Genomic DNA, 16,936 nt, shown 5'->3' on the forward strand with positions numbered 1-16,936 from the left:
GTCACCTGTTTACCACCTGGCACGAGGCAGGTAGATACTGAACACGTCCGCGAAGAGATAGTACGGGCCGAATGAAAACAGCAGGGCCACGCCCAGCACTATCAGTAACGTTACCGGGCGCTTGGGCGCAAGGAACAGCTGGGCGAGCAGCAGATAGCCGAACGTACTGAGAATGAAGCCGGCAAATGGCATGACTATCATGTAAGCGATGAACAGGCCTAGGTTCACCAGCACGCTTTTCAGCGCGGCAAGGCGGTGCCAGGCGCTTTGCAAGGTGGTTCGGGGAAAACCCCGCTTGGCAAGTTCCATGATGAGCGCCGCCACGCATAAAACGGCAATGGATGAAAAAACAAGCTGCGGAAAGGTACCGGCACCCATGGGCTCCCAGCGAGAGGCCGGCAGTGAGCCGGCCCTGAAGGCCATGAATATCGCACCTGTCGCAAGCACCACATACGAGGCTAGCTGCAGCATGGGCACTAGCGCGACGTCTGGGTTCTTACGTTCCATGAGTACCTCCTGTGAAAGGATGCGGCAATTAATCGAGCAGGTGAGCGTTCTCTTCGATGAACTGATCGTTACGCTCCAGGTAGTCGATGTAATCGGCCCGGTTCATGAAACGTGCGGTACCGCCAATGTTGACGATATCTGTCTTGAAGTCCTCGCTTTGGGCAACGCTTTCCAGCGCGCTTTCCAGACGCTCGATGATAGCCTCGGGTGTATCCTTTGGCACGACGATGCCACGCGTCACCAGAAACTCGAGGTCATAGCCCAGCTCGTGCAAGGTAGGCACGTCGGGCATCTCTTCCAGGCGCTCTTCGGTGGCGGCGGCCAGTACATTGACGTCACCGTTTTCCACAAACGCTTTGGCCGACTGGTAGTCCTCGATGGTCATGGTGATATGCCCACCCGCCAGGGCGCGCAAGCGCTCGCCGGTGCCTTCATAGCCCACGTAGCCGAACTGGGTGTCGGTCGCCTGTTCGAACTGCACGGCCCACAGATGTGGAATGCCGCCCAGCGTCACGCCCAAACGGTACTTGCCGGGTTCTGCCTGTACCGCTTCGAGCATATCGTCGAGCGTTTCCCAACCGCTATCGGCGCTGACCATGATGACGGAGTTGTCGCTGGTCATCATGGCGATAGGTTCAAATGAGTCCCAGTTGAGTTCTGTTACGCCTGAGTGGTGGGCGATCAGTAACCCCTCATGAATTTGGCTGATGCTATAGCCATCGGGCGAACGCCGAGATGCTTCGCGCAGGCCTACGGTACCGCTAGCACCTGGCATATTGATAATGGGAACCGGCTGGCCCAATTCTTTTTCCATATGTCGACCTACCAAACGCATCATTAAGTCGCTAGCACCACCGGGCCCCCACGGCACAATGAATTCAATCGGGCGCTCGGGGTAATCGTTAGCGGCCATCGCGAAGGTAGGGAGCGCAAGTGCGGCTGAAAGAGCAGACACAGTGAACAGCGTTTTGAACGTCATCGTTTTTCCTTTTGCAGGTTGTTGTAGATCAGGCGATAAATTCAAATGCTCGCATCGACATATGCGCCGGTAGAGCAGCCTTGGAGGCAGTAGAGCGAAAAAATGGCAGACCGGAGGAGTGTGAGAACAATACAGCCCGTAGGCAGGTTCTGGCAGGGGAGTCATCACTAGTTAGAACGCTTAAAACCCCGCTGCAAGATGCATCGCAAACTTCGTGTCAATCAGCCCAATAATCCGCCTCGATTAACCACTTCAAGCCAATATGAGGGTTGAAAGCAGTTGTTTATTTATCGTTTATTTTTTAAAAAATCGATTTTTTAACAAGGCTAGACTATAGGTGAAGGAAGAAAGCGACGTCAATAGTCGAATCGGAGCGAAAATCGCTAATTGGGTCGCCCACACTGATGCCAAATACGCGGCGCGGAATAGAAAAAAGGAGTTTGCAGCATGAGGCAGGCACCAGGCTTGCCTTGATGGCAGGAGCGCGAAGCCGCTCAGCCTTTGCGCAGCTGCTCCAAGGGCAGGTTCAGATGCTGAGGCCGCTGAAGTACGTTGAGCAGCACAATGGCGCGCTCTTCCCCTTTGCAGCGCTCGAATATGGCTTCCAGATCTTTAAAAGGGCCTTCAGTAATAGTGACCTTTTCACCCGCGCTGAAATAGGTGTGGCTGCCTTCCTGGCGGTGGGGCTGGGCGCGAAGTGTCTCTACTAGTGCGCTGGGTACGCTTACGGGGTTATTACCAAAGGTGAGCAGGCGCAGTACGCCTCGTGTCGAGCGAATGGGCCGCCAGTTGCTCACTACTTGGTCAAGGCGAATAAACAGATAGTAGGGGAATAGAGGCTCAGTTACGGTGACAAGTTTGCCCTGGCGCCTGCGTTTAACGTCCAGCACCGGATGAAACACCTCATAACCCTGGTTAGTGAGGTGCTCGGCGGCGCGAAATGATTCGCTACCTTTACACTGAATGACGTACCAGCTGGCGGAGGTGCCTTCTTCACTGCCGGACGCTATGTGACTGGGTTCCATAGGGTTAGCTTTTGGCTTGGCCGAGCAGGGCGGCCAGGGCATCTAACGTTTGATCAATATGCTCCTGAGTGTGGGCATAGGATAGGAAAAACCGCAGTCGGGCACTCTTTTCAGGCACGGCCGGATGCAGGATCGGCTGCACGTTGATGTGGTATTGCTCAAGCAGCGTATGGGAAAGATGCGCCGCCAGCGGCGAGCTGCCCACAATAATGGGTACTACGGCAGCACCTATGCTATGGCCGGTATCCATGCCGTGCTTTTGGGCTTGCTGCAGGAAATAGCGCGAAATCGTGTGAAGTTTCTCCACCCGCTCCGGCTCCTGTTGCATCAGTTCAAGCACTTTGATGGATGGTGCAGCCACTTGGGCAGGCATTCCCACGCTGTATAAAAAGCCGGGTGCAAAGTAGCGCAGCGTTTCTACCAAAGCTTTATTACCCGCGATATAACCGCCGCATCCGGAGAGCGTTTTGCTCATGGTGCCCATCCAGATATCTACATCACACGGGTCGATGGCAAAGTACTCGTGAAGCCCTAAGCCGTTATCGCCCATAACGCCGAAAGAGTGCGCTTCATCGACCATCAGCCATACCTGATGGCGCTTTTTAAGCTCAATAAAGCGCGGCAGATCAGGGATGTCGCCATCCATGCTGTAAAGCCCTTCGATGACCACAATCACACGTTCAAACTGATGGCGATGGCGACTAAGCAGCGCATCTAGCGCGTCGGGGTCGTTATGCGCAAACGACATCCGTTTGGCACCGGAAAGCTGCGCGCCGACCAATGAGCTGTTGTGAATATACTCATCGTGGAGCACGAGATCTTTAGGCCCCAGCAGATAGCCAAGCGTTGAAACGTTAGTGGCATGCCCGCTAACAAACGCAACCGCATCATCGACCTGGTAAGCCTTGGCGATGGCCTGTTCAAGCTCACGGTGAATTGGCCGTTCACCCGAGACTACCCGGCTGGCGGATACCGACGTGCCATAGCGAGCCACTGCATCGCTGGCCGCCTGGTTAACGCGTGTGTCGCCTGAATAGCCAAGGTAGTTGTAGCTGGCGAAGTTGATGCAGGGCTGTCCTTGAATAACGCTGGTTGCTCCGGCAACGCCTTCGTGCACTTTGAAGAAGGGGTCTTTCAACCCCAACTGTTCGGCGCCCTGGCGCAGCATGGCAAGCTGCTGATAGCCAGGGTGGGCATCAAATCGCGTAAAGCGCTCGGGCACCGGGCTTGAGGATGTGTCGTAGCCCGGAGAGGAGCTGGCAGCGTTGGTTGTGGCGCGTGGCGTGGTGCGTTTACGCGCCTGTTCCAACAGCTGCCGTTTTAAATCAGAGCGCTTAGCGGTCATGGTGTCTCGGTCGTCGATGATGTTGAGGCAGGCTCAGAGAGCCCGTCAGCCCCGTGGCGAGCGGCGAGAGAGGCTAACGCATCTTGCGGTGCTTCTTCAACATCATCGTCATGCTGGTGGAGCTTTTTAATCAGCACACCAGCAAGCTTGTTAAGCGTTGAGGCTTCGCTGAGCACCATGACCGGTACCTGAACGCCCAGGCGGTTTTCGATTGCGGTCATCAGCTCAACGCCCATCAACGAGTCAAAGCCCATATCGTAGACCGAGCGATTAACGTCAATCTTCTCCTCTTCGATCAGCAGAATGCTGGCAAGCTCTGCGCGAAGTAGCTCTGTCACCGTGGTGTGCAGTTCTTCCGGCGAAAGGTCGGCAAGCAGGGCGCTGATATCATCATCACTTTCATGACTGTTATCGTCGTCACTGGCGCGGGCTATCTCGTTAAAGCGCGGCGCATTGGCAGTCGGTAAGAAGCGGGCCAGCGCGCCCCACTCAAGCTCCAGTACGCCAAGGCTTGGCCCGGGAGTTACCAGCATTTGCTCAAGCACGTTAAGCGCATCATCAGAGCGCAGGGCAGAACCGCCTAAGCGCTCTTGCAGCGCATCACGCGTACGCGTGTTGCGGGCCAGGAAGCCGACATCCTCAATTGCGCCCCAGCGTACGCAGGTCGCAGGAAGACCAGCTGCCCGGCGGGCAGCTGCAAATGCTTCGAGCCAGTGGTTGGCGGCCACGTAATTGGCCTGCCCTGGGTTGCCGAATAGCGTAGTCGCTGATGAGTAGAGGATAAAGAAATCCAACGGCTCGTCTCGTGTTAAAGCATCGAGATGGCGGGCGCCTTCAATTTTGGGTGTTAATACCTTTTGAATACGCTCGGCATCCAGGTTGCGAATCAAGCCGTCGTCAATCACCGTGGCGGCGTGCACGATACCGCGCAGCGGGCCAAGCTCAGCGTTGGCACGTGTCAGGACGCTCGCCAGCGCATCGCGGTCGGTAATGTCGCAGGCAACTGCCATCACCTTGACGCCTTGGGCGTCGAATTCGGTGATAGCGGCCTGAGCCTCATCACTGGAAGGGCCGCTGCGGCTAAGCAGAATCAGCTGGCGAGCGCCTTTACTGACCAGCCACTGAGCGGTTTTAAGACCGAACCCGCCCAAGCCGCCGGTCACCAAGTAGCTGCCATCGTCGGTAAGGTTTAGCGTTTCACGGCCAAGCGCCTCGTTCTTGGGCGGCGCAATGGGCTGCTCGTAGGTGACGACGACTTTGCCGATCTGGCGCGCTTGCTGCATATAGCGGAAGGCATCGATCACTTGGCTATGGCTAAACGCGGTAAACGGTAGCGGGCTGAGCGTGCCGTCGTTAAACAGCGCCATCATTTCCCCAAACAAACGCTGGGTAAGGGCGGGCTGTACCTTCATCAACTGGTCGGAGTCGATACCGAAATAGCTTAAGTTATTGCGGAACGGGCGCAGGCCGATATGCGTATTCTCGTAGAAATCGCGTTTACCCAGTTCCAGGAATCGACCAAAGGGGCGCAGGGCGCGCAGGTTTTGGTTGATGGCTTCCCCGGCAAGCGAGTTCAGCACGATATCAACACCTTCACCCTGGGTGTCTTCAAGGATCTCTTCAGCAAAGGTCAGCGAGCGTGAATCATAAAGGCGCTCAACGCCCATCAGGCGTAAAAAGTCACGCTTCTCTTCAGAACCTACCGTGGCGTAAATTTCCGCGCCAAGCCACTGAGCAATTTGCAGCGCGGCAATGCCTACGCCGCCCGCTGCACCATGGATCAGGACTTTTTCGCCCGGCTCCAGGCGTGCCAGGTGTTTTAGCGCGTAGTACACGGTAAAGAACGTGGTGGGGATGGTCGCGGCGGCAGCGTAGCTTACGCCTTCCGGCAGCGGCGCCACCGCGTGCTGGCTGGCAATCAGCCGGTCACTGAAGCTTGCCGGGCCAAAGCCAACCACTGCCTGACCTGGGGCGACGTGAGTGACGTTATCACCGACAGCAACCACTTCGCCGGAGAACTCAAGGCCTAGCGTCGGCCCGGCAAAACCGTTCTCGATCGCCTCATCAGAAAGCAGGCCGAGGGTGTACATCACGTCACGGAAGTTAAGCCCCGTGGCTTTTACCTTGATTTCAACGTCATCGGCCTTGAGCGCGGGCAGCTCACGCGGACGCCACTGCAGCTGGCGCAACTGGCCGGGAAGAGCAAAACCCAGGGTCATTGCCTGCCGCGCAGAGGTGCCGTCAACCACCTGTTGAGGCGCCGGTGCCGGCAAGGTGCGCAGACGGGTGGCAAAACGCTCGCCGTTAGCATTAATGACGACTTCGTTTTCGCTATCCGGCGCGGTCAACGACTCGACCCATGCACTTAGCGCAGCATCACTGACGTCATAAGGGATATCCAGCAGGTTAGCGGTATGGCCAACGGCTTCATTGGCAAGCGAGCGACCAAAGCCCCAGAATGCGGCATCATCAAACATGTTGGCTTGCGCTTGCTGTGACTGCCACAGCACGCTAACGCCCTGAGTGGTCAACCATAGCGTTGCCGAGGCAAGCTCAGCGGCTTCCAGGGCCAGGCTCCACTGCTGAGCACGGTGGCAGCGTAACGTTTGCACGGCGGTGCCACTATTGCCCAGGTCGCGCAGATCAATCACATTCAGTGTTTGGAGAGATTCACCCCATTCATCCAGCGACTTTTGTAGCTGTTCACTGGGCGAGTCGTCGCTTTGCTCAACAATCACGCTTGCTTGAAGCGCGGTAAGTGCGTTGGCAAGGCGCGCCGCGAGCGCTTCGTTGGCCTCATCGGTCACGATTAGCTGGCAAGCTGCATTCGCGCTGCTTTCCGTTGCCTGAGCGGATGACGATTCGGGCATCTGGGCATGCAGCAGATACGCGCCGGTATCACTTTCTTCAAGTTCGATAGGTGCTGAAACGCTAAAGCCTTGGGCGCTTAGCCACTCGCTTACTGTGGCGGGTTCCAGGGCCGTTTGATCAATCCCCGGCGTGGCTAGTACATCGTCTAGCCAGCGGCTGGGAGTAACGCCCACCACCATGATATGTGCCCCAGGCGCTAGCTGCCCTGGTAGGGCTTCAAGCAACTGATACGTGCGGGCAGGCTGGGTGGCATCCGCGCTGATAAAGGCTAGCTGGGCTTTTTCTGCGTTTGCTAACGCCGGTGGCGCATCATCCAGCGACTGCACATCAATTAGCGGGTAACGCTCTTGCAGCTGCTCGGCCTGATGGCGTGCGCTGTCATGCGTGGTGATCACCCGGTAGTGATGATTGTCTGTTAGCGGTGAGCCGGCCAGCTGTTCCAGCAGGCGTTGCCCCAGCGCCGGTGCACATGGGCCAGCTTCAAGCAGCTGTAAGCGCTCGCTTGACCCTAAGGCGCCAAGTGATGCTTCCATCAGACTACCCAGCTCGCTGGCAAGCACTTGCCAGCCGCTTTCGCCTACCAGCACGCGGCTAAGCCTTGCCAGGTGCTCTGTCGAAATACCCAGCGTGTCTAACTGAGTAGAGCCATTTTGCAGCGCCTGACGATGCAGGCCAAGCCGGCCGACCAGGTGAATCGGCGCAAAGTAGTCGGGATAGTCCTGTACCAGCAGTTGCCAGATCGTTTCAGGCGGCAAGGCTTCTTCGTTACCCTCGACGGTAAAGCCTTGCTGGGCAAACGCTTCGCTGAGGCTATCAAGTAACGGGGCGACTTCCTGAGCATAACGCTGGCCGGTATGCGTAGCGTAACGATCGCCCAGCCCCGCCAAGCGGCTCAATGCCTCGGCAGGCAGGGGAAGCGGCGAAGCGCTAAGCGGCGCTGGCGTCAGCTCAACATCCATATAGCTAAACTGCTGGTGGTGAGCGCGGTTCAGGCGTATCGCCTTGAAGCGCGTCTGGCTGAGCACGGCAACGGCGTTGCCTGCTGCGTCATAGAGTTCGAAGTCAGCAGTAAACGAGTGGGGCGCACGTTTGCCCATCACTGCGCGGGCCAGTACCGGTGTACCGGCCTGAGTATTGACCTGTATACGGCCTACGCGAACGGGAACAAACGCCAGCTGAGAGGCAAACTCGCTGTGCTGTGCCAGCAGCGGAATAAACATCTGGAAGGCGCTATCCAGAATGCCTGGGTGCACGTGAAGCGTCGATAGCTGTGCCTGAACGTCGCTGGATAAGTCGATCGCGCCGATCACGGCGTTATTTTCGATCCAGCCGTGGCTGATCGCCTGGAACGCAGGGCCGTAATGCAGGCCGATGCGCTCAGCCATCAGTAAATGATCCGCCAGGGTGTAATCCGGCGTGCGCGTAGGCAGTGCTGGCGCCTGACGGTTGAGCAGAAAGCCGCGGCTTTCGTGCATGTTGCGTGCTACTGCGTTCAACTGCCAATCAACGCCGGTGGCCGGCTCGCGTGAGTGAATGGCGATGCGCCCGTCATCCGGGTTAAGCGATAAGCGCAAGGTGCGGCCATTGGGGCCATCCAGCAGCAACGGTGCGCGAATTTCCAGCTCTTCGATATCTAAAAGCGGGGTGTCTTTTTGCTGTAACGCGGCCGCTAAAGTTAATTCAACAAAGCCTGCCCCTGGGAATACTGCGCCTTCACCCACCACATGGTCGGCAAGCCAGGGCTGGCGTTTGGTATCCAACTGGCTTTCCCAGGTGTGCTCTTGCTGCGCAAGCGGATAACCCAGCAGCGGATGCTGGTAGTAGCGGGAAAGCAGGCCTTGGCCGTCTTCTGTGCTGTTGACCCAATGGCGTGTGCGCTGCCATGTATAGCGCGGCAGCAATACGCGCTGGCCTTCCACGGGGAAGATATGCCGCATATCAAACGTTAGCCCGCTCAATAGCAGCTGGCTAACGCTTTGCTGGAGCTTTTCAAGGCCGGGTTTATGGCGCTCGATCGTGCCAATCACTAGCCCGGTACGCTCTTGCTGGCGTAATGATTCATTGAGATAACGACGTAGAATAGGGTGGGCGCCCACCTCTACAAAAACGTTATAACCCTGCTTGATTAGCGCTGTCGCGGCGTTATCGAACAGAACCGGTTCACGGATGTTTTCCCACCAATAGGTAGCACCTAAGGCACTACCTTGGCTGAGTTCACCGGTGACGGTTGAGTAATAGGGGAGCTGCGTCTCACGTGGCGTAATCGTGCTTAATGCCTCAATCACGCCACTTTGAATACTGTCCATGGCCGGGCTATGGAAGGCATAATCCAACGGCAGGCGTTTGGCAAACGTGCTTTGCTCGCTTAACGCTGCCTCAAGCGCGGTTAATTGATCGTTATCACCGGCCAGCGTAATTCCTTTGGGGCTGTTGATACCTGCCAGGCACACCTGATTGAATTCTGGCTTGGCAAGCCAGGGGGCAATGTCCTCAGCGCTCATGGCAACCGCGGTCATTCCACCCATGCCCCGGGTTTTGCCTTGATAGAAGCTGCGGTAGTAGATCACTTTTACAGCGTCTTCAAGACTTAACGCGCCCGCCGCCCAGGCGGCGGCGACTTCACCCACGCTGTGTCCAAATACCGCTGCCGGCATGACGCCCTGCGCTTTCAACCATTCGGTTAAGGCGACTTGCAGCGCAAACAGGGCGGGCTGGGCAATTTCGGTAAGCTCAAAACGGTTCTCGCCATTTTGACCGACAAGTTCGGCACGTAGCGAGAAATTACCGTACTGCTGGAACAAGGCGTCCACGCGGTCAATAGCCTCGGCAAATACCGGGGCCGACTCGAGCAGGTCGCGGCCCATGGTTTCCCATTGGCAGCCATTGCCGTCATATACAAAGACAGGCCCGCGGGCATTGGTTAACCGCTCCAGGGTGGTAACGCTTGGGGTATCCCCCTCTGCGTACTGGTTCAGCGCCGCGGCGGCCTCTTCTGGCGTTTTCGCAAAGCAGAGCGCACCAAATGCGTGCTGTTCACGATGATGGAATAGCGTATGGGCAATATCGTAAAACGCACTGCTGCCATTAGCGCTGTCTTGGTTATGGCTGGCGGTAAAGTGCGCCGCGAGATTCTGGGCCGTCGCGGTAAGCGCTTCCTGGCTTTTGGCACTTAGCCGAATAGGCACGGCGTGAGCAGGCGCGGGCGCTTGGCTAGGCGCTGATGATTTTTCAGGCGCACTTTCCAGAATGACGTGGGCGTTAGCGCCGCCAAAGCCAAACGAGTTAATCCCGATCACCAGGCGACCCTCTTTTTTCAAGGGCTGGGCCTTGGTGACGACGTGCAGATTCCACTCATCAAATTTAATGCGCGGATTAAGCTTGCGAATACCGATGGTGGCGGGCACTTCGCGGTGCTGCAAGCTGTAAAGCGCTTTAGCAAGGCCGGCTACCCCTGACGCAGTTTCCAGGTGGCCGACGTTACTTTTGATAGAGCCGATCAGCAGCGGCGTTTGGCGATGTTTGCCCAAGGCTTCGCCAATGGCGCGGGTTTCTATCGGATCACCTACAGCGGTGCCCGTGCCGTGGGCTTCCAGGTAGTCGATCTCGTCGGGGCTGATGCCTGCCTGCGCATAGGCGCGGCGCATCAGGTCAGTCTGTGCGCTGGGGTTGGGCACCGTGATGCCCGATTTATGACCATCGGTATTCACTGCCGAGCCAGCCACTACTGCCAAAATATTGTCGCCATCAGCGATGGCCTGGTCGTAGTCCTTGAGCAGGAAAAGCCCAGCGCCTTCAGAGCGTACGTAGCCATTGCCTGATTCATCGAACACCTGGCAGCGACCGGTCGGCGACAGCATGCTCGCCTTGGAGAAAATAATAAAACCGTACGGGTGCAGATGAAGGCTGATACCGCCAGCCAGCGCCATGTTGGTTTCACCGCTGCGGATGGATTGGCAGGCTTGGTGAAACGCGACCATAGACGATGAGCAAGCCGTATCCAACGACATGCTGGGGCCGTGCAGGTCAAACACGTAAGACAGACGGTTTGAGGCAATGCTGGATGTATTGCCCGTGGCGGTAGAGGCATCAATGGCCGCCATGTCATCGGCCATACGGTACGAGTAATCAAGGCTGGCAACGCCCAGGAACACCCCACATTGGCTGCCACGCAGGCTGCTGGGCACGATGCCGGCGCTTTCGATGGCTTCCCAGGCAAGCTCTAGCAGCATGCGCTGCTGAGGGTCCATATTGGCTGCTTCGCGGGGTGAAATGCCAAAGAACTCGGCATCGAATCCACTAATATCACCAAGGCTACCCGCGGCAAACGTGACGCTGGTGCCGGGATGACGCTTGTCCGGGTGCCAGAAAGCGTCATGGCTCCAGCGGTCAGGCGCCACTTGGGTAACTAAATCTTTTTCGGCTTGCAGGTCCTGCCAGAACGTTTCAGGGGTGGTGCCGGGGAAACGATGGGCGGCGCCGATAATGGCAACGCGTTTAGTCATTCTTGCTCCTGAGGTTCTGGTTCTGCCTTGATCACATCGCTACTTATATCGTGTCCAAACGCTTGTTTAAATAGCTGGACGCCAAGTTCGTTGGCTGCCAGCGAGTACGGCTCATGCTGGTGCTGTGCTATATCGCATGATCGTACCTGAGACTGACTGGGCAATTCCGTTGACCATATCATGTAAGGTGTATGACTCGCAGGCGGTGAAAAGTATTCATACGCTGCCGGTAAAATCGGTACATGATCACCATACCAGCCTAGCAGCCCCGGCCTTTTAGCCTCATTTAAAGTATCTTTAACACTGGCCAGCATTTTGTCGGCCTCACCCAAATGGCGCAAATACACCGATAAATCGCGTAAGTGCGTGGGCAGTGGCCAGGGCGCCGTGGGAAGCGTAACCGCTAAACTTTCTTGCAGAGGCGCTTCCAAGTGTAGCGGGCCGTGGTTTTCCATGGTAATCACGAACACGAAAAGCGGTCTATTATCGCTATCTTCAAGCAGTCGTCCAACCTTTCGTGCCACGGCTAAGTCGCCAATGTACTGGCCTTGCCTATCGCTACTCTCAAAACTACTGATATCGATGAACTGATCGAACCCTAAAAGAGGGATCACCTTGTGGCGCATATAAAAGCTGGCGGGGTAGGGGTGTATGCATACCGTACGGTAACCCGCTGCCTGAAACGTGCTCGCCAAGCTGGGGAGAGGATGGCGTGCCAGCGTACGATAGGGGTTGAATTGACGCGCCCCCCAAGCGTTGGGCGAAAGCCCGGTGAGCACCGCGCATTCGGTGCGCACGGTATTGGCGCCCCAGGCGGGCACGCTTAGCTCACCATGCTGTAGGGCTTGTTTACGCGTCGCATCAAAATGCGTCAATAAGCTGTCGCTGACATCCGTATACCAGGGTCTCGGGTCGAAAAACGATTCGCTTTGTACCAACACGACATTGGGCCGCGTTTCAGACGAGGCCTCAGATGATAACGGTGCGCGGTGCTCTTCTTTCAGATGATGGGCTAACTGATAAAACGGCGATTGTTCCGGTGCAGGTGCGGAAGAGCGCATTAACGCAATGCCGTAAGTCCAAAGGCTTGCGAATAGCCCCAGGCGGTCCATGTCATCAACCGGGTTCAGCGTAATCGGCGCAAGCGCCCGCCAACCTAACGTAACAAGCAGTACGCCTGATACGCTTAACAATAAGCAGTAGGTGATAAAGCTTTGCCCACCCCAGCGCGATACCAGCGAAGGCTCCCAGTAAAGAAACGCCCCGATAGCTGCCGCTCCTGCGCCAATCGCGGCGATGGCAAGGCCTGTTCCAAAAAAGGGTACATAAAGGCGTGGGTGGAGGATAGCATCCCAGAAGTATTCAAAATCGTGGCAAATAAACGGCTCGTTCAGCGTGCGTGATTTGGTATTACTGGACTGCACGACAACCAGCTGTAGCGAAAGAATGAAAATCACCGCAAACCAGGGCCGTTGAAGCACTAAAACAAATGCGCCAAACAGCAATAACCAGCTGCCCAGGTGCACGCTGTTGGCCGCCAGGGCACGTCGCCAAAGCGGGCGAGGGCGCGGGTTGAGCAGCGCTTCAAAAATGATCGTTCCCAGCAGTCCAATCAATAAAGGCCATAACAGCTGAATAGACAGTGAGGTGGCCATATTAGACACCTCCCGGGTGGTCGAGATGATCAAAGCCCAGGCGCTTGATTAACCACTGGGAAATACCGGCGGGCAGCACCGCCAGCCACCAGGTACCGAAATTAAGCGGAAAAGGAAAGCTGATGCGCGCCCGGTTAGCCTCAATGCCGCGCTTGATCACTTTGGCGGCCCGCTCAGGTGGCCATTCGAAGGGCTTGGGGCCGGGCATGGCGTTGCACATGGGTGACGTTACATAGCCAGGCATCACCACCGTCACACCAATGCCGTGAGGGGCCAGCAGGCCGCGCAGGCCTTCACCGTAAGCTTTAATGCCTGCTTTGCTGGCGCTATAAGTCGGTGTGGAAGGCAGGCCGTGCCACCCGGCAAGCGAGCTGATAAATACCAGCTGGCCGCTGCCCCGTGCCTGCATCGCGGGTACCAAATGCTGAGCCATGGCGATCGGCGTTTTCAGGTTGATATCCAACAGCGCCTGCACGTCACTCCACGGTTCGAGTGCCCCTGACGCTTGGGGATGGGTGTTTTTGCCCGCAGTGGCTATCACGATATCCGGCAGGTGTTCTGCACAAAGGCCGTGGAGCCACTGCGCGAGCGCTGTCTCATCAGTCAGATTGACCGAGGCAGTGGTCACTTGCGCACCCTGTTCGCGACAGGTATCGGCCAGGGCCGAGAGCACCTCTTGCTGCCGACCATGCAGCACTAAATGGGTGTGCTGATTGGCGTAGGCTTTGGCCAACGCACCGCCAATGGCGCCCGTTGCTCCGGTAATCAGTACGCAGCGCTGGGTAGCGGGGTTCAATGCAGCACTCACAGTAGTTTCTCCAGCGGCGATGGGCAGGCTTCCAGTATATGGGCTGCATTGTTGACGGCTAAGTCGATGCTGGGCTGGCAGTAAAAGCCACCGTTGACCTGCACGGTATGCATCACCGTGTTGCGGAAATAGGTAAAAAGCTCCTGGCTCGGCTTGGGCGGCTGATTCCAAAACTCATCCAGGCTTCCTTCATAGGTAAGCCCTGCGAGGTTGTAGATTGGATCACTCAGCGCAAAGGTAGGGCACTGCTTTTCCAGAGAAACAAACCCAACGGTGCTGTTAACCGTTACGGTACCTACGGCATGTTTGATAAGTGTGTCTAAATTGCCTGACTCCAAATAGACGATGCGTTCTTGCAGGCCATAAAACTGAGCCAGATGCTTGATGATTTTGGAGTAGTTCACCAGCCCCATGTCCAGCGGATGGTTTTTAATGCACAGCAGCGCATCGCCAGGCGCATGCTCGGCAAACGACCCCATTACATGATCCATCACTTCCTGCATATTGGCATAAGGCGAGTGGTCACGAATCTGGGCATCCGTATTGAGCTGAAGCGGTAATATAAAATAGGGCTTGGCGCTTTCGATCAAGCTTTTAATCCGCTGGGCGTCCTGCTTTTTCCACTGCTTCAACAGCGTAAAACGCTTGATATAACCGGCGTACTCGACTGGCGCCGTAATGGGCGCATGGTTACGGTAATGCGGCGCTACCAAAGGATTGGCTAGCCCGGCCAAGTGATAGGCAACATCGTGCATGGCGCGGATCTTGAACGATGAACGAAAGCGTACGGGTGGGGGCATTTCAGGCAGCGCTTTGCCCGTTTCATAGAACCACGTGGGGTCACGAGGTAAAAGCGAATGCCCGTTAACACCATCGCGTTCAAGCGTCACCCAGAAAGGGCGAAAGTAGCCCTCTTCAAACACATGCGTGCGCACCCCGGCTTGCTGGGCATTATCCACGGCTGGCCGATGAATAGGCCGACGATCGCCAAACATGACCTGATCCGTGATCGCGTAGCGCTGCCAGAGCGATTCGATATAGGCCGGCAGTTCACTTAATGGGGCGCGAAATAAATGGTTTTCACTGTGGGTTCGTTGCCAGTAGGCGATATCGCCTGCGTTGAAGTTGACCTTTACCACGCGGTGGCCGTCGTCAGAAAGCCTACGTGCCAAACGCTGATAGAAGGGCGAGCAGACCCCCTGTAAAAATAAGAATGCGCGCTTTTGCTTCAACTCAATGTCTTCCAATCAATAAATTACGGTAAAGCCGGTAGAGACGCTGCTTCCATGTCAGCGTCGGCTGGTATGTTCTTGCCTGTTCTAAAAGACTAACGACGGTTTCCGCGTTGCAAAGCTGGCGGCTTAACGGGTCTACATAACATGGGTAAAGAATTAACGTACCGGCCACCAGCGCATCGAGCGATAAACGGCGAGAACGGCGCTCACAGTGCATGGCATCCTGCGTTAATCCCCAGCCAGCGTAAAACGGCATGCCGTAGGTTACGACCTCACGGTGACGTAATAGTGCCTCAAACCCCGTTAATGAACTCATGGTGTGAACCGCATCGACGCGCTCTAATAGCGTTGCGATATCCATGTGGCTTGCATCTAAATCATACAGGCGTTGGGCATCGGGTTCGAGTGCCCCTATGCGCGCACCACTTATCACATCAGGGTGAGCTTTATAGATGATGTAGGCGTCAGGATTGGCCGCGCGAACCGCTTTTAACAGCGCATTATTAGTACGTATCTGGGGCGAGCCCATGGCAATAGAGGCGTCACTTTCGACTTGGCCCGGTACCAAAATCACCCGCTTATTGTACGGCAAATCGATAGAGCTGTGCCCGCGTACGTTGTATTTTGAGAGCTTTAACGCCACTAAGCGCTCTCGTAGCTGAGCCGCTCGCTCAAGCAGATCATCGCTAAACGCTGTGTGCTGGAGCAGTGTCTCCAGGTCGCTTGGCTGGCTCGGGTCGTAATAAATGCCCTGGGCGTCAATCACTAGCGAAAGTGGCTGGGTAAGATCCACGCCCAAACCCACTGAGCGAATGAAACCATCTTCGATTCGCCATATGTGCGGCATAAGCGCTTTGTGCTGCTGCTCAAATTTATGATCAATACGGCTGGACCATACTAAAAGCTTTTGCGCAGGCGGTTTGTCAGGAAGCGCCGCTTGATAGGTAAGCGTTGCCGCGCTTCCCATAAAGTGATGAATAAAGCGCCGCTTCCAGGATGAAAAGCCACACGCCAACCATTCGCCGCGCAGCCGCTCCTGCTGGCGCTTTTGATCAGCAATCAATGCAATCGTCTCTTCGAGTGTGGCGGGCTTTAACGTATAGGGGTTGGCGTAACGCGTATAACGTAAATAGGCGGCGGCAAATACCTCGTTGAGCGAACGCCTTGTACGTCTGCGTGAGCAGGAAATCTGGTCTTGGGTTAATCCCCAGCTGGCGTAGAAGGGCAGGCCAAAACAGTGAACGCGTTTGCCAGCTAGCAAGGCTTCAAAACCTAATTGGCTAGTAACTACATATACATTATCAACCTGATCAAATAGCGCCCAGGGGTTGGTATCTTCACTAACGACGCGGCAGCGCGGATGGTTTTGCGCGTTGAGCAGATGCCCCTGTTTTTTACCGGCAATGACGTCTGGATGGATTTTGACTAGAATTTCCGCATCCGGATGGTCGCTCAGCGCGGCCTCCAGCATATGTTCAAAGCTTTTGGCGCTTGCGCCGCCAAATTCAATCGAGGCATCGCCTGCGGTTTGGTCAACCACCAGCACTCTCGCCCGTGCTGACTGATCTATAGTAAGGTCCGGCGCGTGATTATATTTTGAAAGACGGTAGTGGGTGAGCTGCTTGATACATCGCTCTGCCTGATGAAGTTCATCTTGCGTAAAAGTAGCGGTATTTAACCAGTTTTCGAGATCCGAGGGCCGTGAGGCATCGTAATAAATGCCGGTATGGTCAACCACTACGCTATGCGCTTGAAACCCTTCCACCCCAAGGCCCAGCGAGCGCAAAAAGCCGTCTTCCAGAGCAATGTAAGGTAGCTTATGACGTTTGGCATAACGCCTTGCTCTAAGACTGGTAGGCTTTAAGCCCCAACCGATAACGGCGTCTGGCTTTTTTTGTAGTGGCCGCAGGCGAGAGAAGTGGCTAAATTCAGACAGCAATGCGGGAAGCGTGTCTATTTTGCCGATGCCAGCTGATGTGTAACCTGCCGTACTTTTTGCCATGGGATCG

Annotated in this window: 9 protein-coding genes; all 9 read right to left on the reverse strand. The window is 56.1% G+C overall.

The window, feature by feature from the left end; translation table 11 throughout:
- Nucleotides 1–9 precede the first annotated feature (9 nt).
- The 9 genes from D467_RS0100680 to D467_RS0100720 all read right to left on the reverse strand — a co-directional run bounded on the left by D467_RS0100680 (nucleotide 10) and on the right by D467_RS0100720 (nucleotide 16,929).
- On the reverse strand, nucleotides 10–507 hold the full coding sequence (locus D467_RS0100680) for a tripartite tricarboxylate transporter TctB family protein (RefSeq protein ID WP_018915574.1): 498 nt from the start codon (nucleotides 505–507) through the stop codon (nucleotides 10–12).
- A 28-nt stretch (nucleotides 508–535) separates the two neighbouring features.
- On the reverse strand, nucleotides 536–1,486 hold the full coding sequence (locus D467_RS0100685) for a tripartite tricarboxylate transporter substrate binding protein (protein WP_018915575.1): 951 nt from the start codon (nucleotides 1,484–1,486) through the stop codon (nucleotides 536–538).
- A gap of 494 nt (nucleotides 1,487–1,980) precedes the next feature.
- On the reverse strand, nucleotides 1,981–2,511 hold the full coding sequence (gene rfaH, locus D467_RS0100690; protein ID WP_018915576.1) for a transcription/translation regulatory transformer protein RfaH: 531 nt from the start codon (nucleotides 2,509–2,511) through the stop codon (nucleotides 1,981–1,983).
- A gap of 4 nt (nucleotides 2,512–2,515) precedes the next feature.
- A complete protein-coding gene (locus D467_RS0100695; protein WP_018915577.1) occupies nucleotides 2,516–3,856 on the reverse strand; it encodes an aminotransferase class I/II-fold pyridoxal phosphate-dependent enzyme in 1,341 nt (446 codons plus the stop codon).
- Nucleotides 3,853–11,229 carry a type I polyketide synthase gene (locus D467_RS0100700; protein ID WP_018915578.1) on the reverse strand — a complete coding sequence of 2,459 codons (7,377 nt, stop codon included), beginning with the start codon at nucleotides 11,227–11,229 and terminating at the stop codon, nucleotides 3,853–3,855. Before D467_RS0100700 ends, D467_RS0100695 begins: the two co-directional genes overlap by 4 nt.
- Nucleotides 11,226–12,884 (reverse strand): LTA synthase family protein, encoded by a 1,659-nt coding sequence (locus tag D467_RS0100705; RefSeq protein ID WP_018915579.1) that lies wholly within the window; start codon nucleotides 12,882–12,884, stop codon nucleotides 11,226–11,228. The genes D467_RS0100700 and D467_RS0100705 overlap by 4 nt, the downstream gene beginning before the upstream one ends.
- A 1-nt stretch (nucleotide 12,885) precedes the next feature.
- Nucleotides 12,886–13,692, reverse strand: coding sequence for an SDR family NAD(P)-dependent oxidoreductase (locus tag D467_RS0100710; protein ID WP_018915580.1), 807 nt, complete (start codon nucleotides 13,690–13,692; stop codon nucleotides 12,886–12,888).
- On the reverse strand, nucleotides 13,689–14,924 hold the full coding sequence (locus tag D467_RS0100715; RefSeq protein ID WP_018915581.1) for a capsule polysaccharide biogenesis protein: 1,236 nt from the start codon (nucleotides 14,922–14,924) through the stop codon (nucleotides 13,689–13,691). The genes D467_RS0100710 and D467_RS0100715 overlap by 4 nt, the downstream gene beginning before the upstream one ends.
- Nucleotide 14,925: 1 nt before the next feature.
- Complete coding sequence (locus D467_RS0100720) at nucleotides 14,926–16,929, reverse strand: capsule polysaccharide biogenesis protein (protein ID WP_018915582.1); 2,004 nt, start codon at nucleotides 16,927–16,929, stop codon at nucleotides 14,926–14,928.
- Nucleotides 16,930–16,936 lie beyond the last annotated feature (7 nt).

It is taken from the genome of Vreelandella zhanjiangensis DSM 21076, assembly GCF_000377665.1.
In the GTDB taxonomy this organism is placed as follows: domain Bacteria; phylum Pseudomonadota; class Gammaproteobacteria; order Pseudomonadales; family Halomonadaceae; genus Vreelandella; species Vreelandella zhanjiangensis.

Bases quoted from the DNA above. Each gene is read 5' to 3' on its own strand.
- D467_RS0100680 (WP_018915574.1), bottom strand. From the start codon at position 507: ATGGAACGTAAGAACCCAGACGTCGCGCTAGTGCCCATGCTGCAGCTA.
- rfaH (WP_018915576.1), bottom strand. From the start codon at position 2,511: ATGGAACCCAGTCACATAGCGTCCGGCAGTGAAGAAGGCACCTCCGCC.
- D467_RS0100720 (WP_018915582.1), bottom strand. From the start codon at position 16,929: ATGGCAAAAAGTACGGCAGGTTACACATCAGCTGGCATCGGCAAAATA.
- D467_RS0100685 (WP_018915575.1), bottom strand. From the start codon at position 1,486: ATGACGTTCAAAACGCTGTTCACTGTGTCTGCTCTTTCAGCCGCACTT.
- D467_RS0100695 (WP_018915577.1), bottom strand. From the start codon at position 3,856: ATGACCGCTAAGCGCTCTGATTTAAAACGGCAGCTGTTGGAACAGGCG.
- D467_RS0100700 (WP_018915578.1), bottom strand. From the start codon at position 11,229: ATGACTAAACGCGTTGCCATTATCGGCGCCGCCCATCGTTTCCCCGGC.
- D467_RS0100705 (WP_018915579.1), bottom strand. From the start codon at position 12,884: ATGGCCACCTCACTGTCTATTCAGCTGTTATGGCCTTTATTGATTGGA.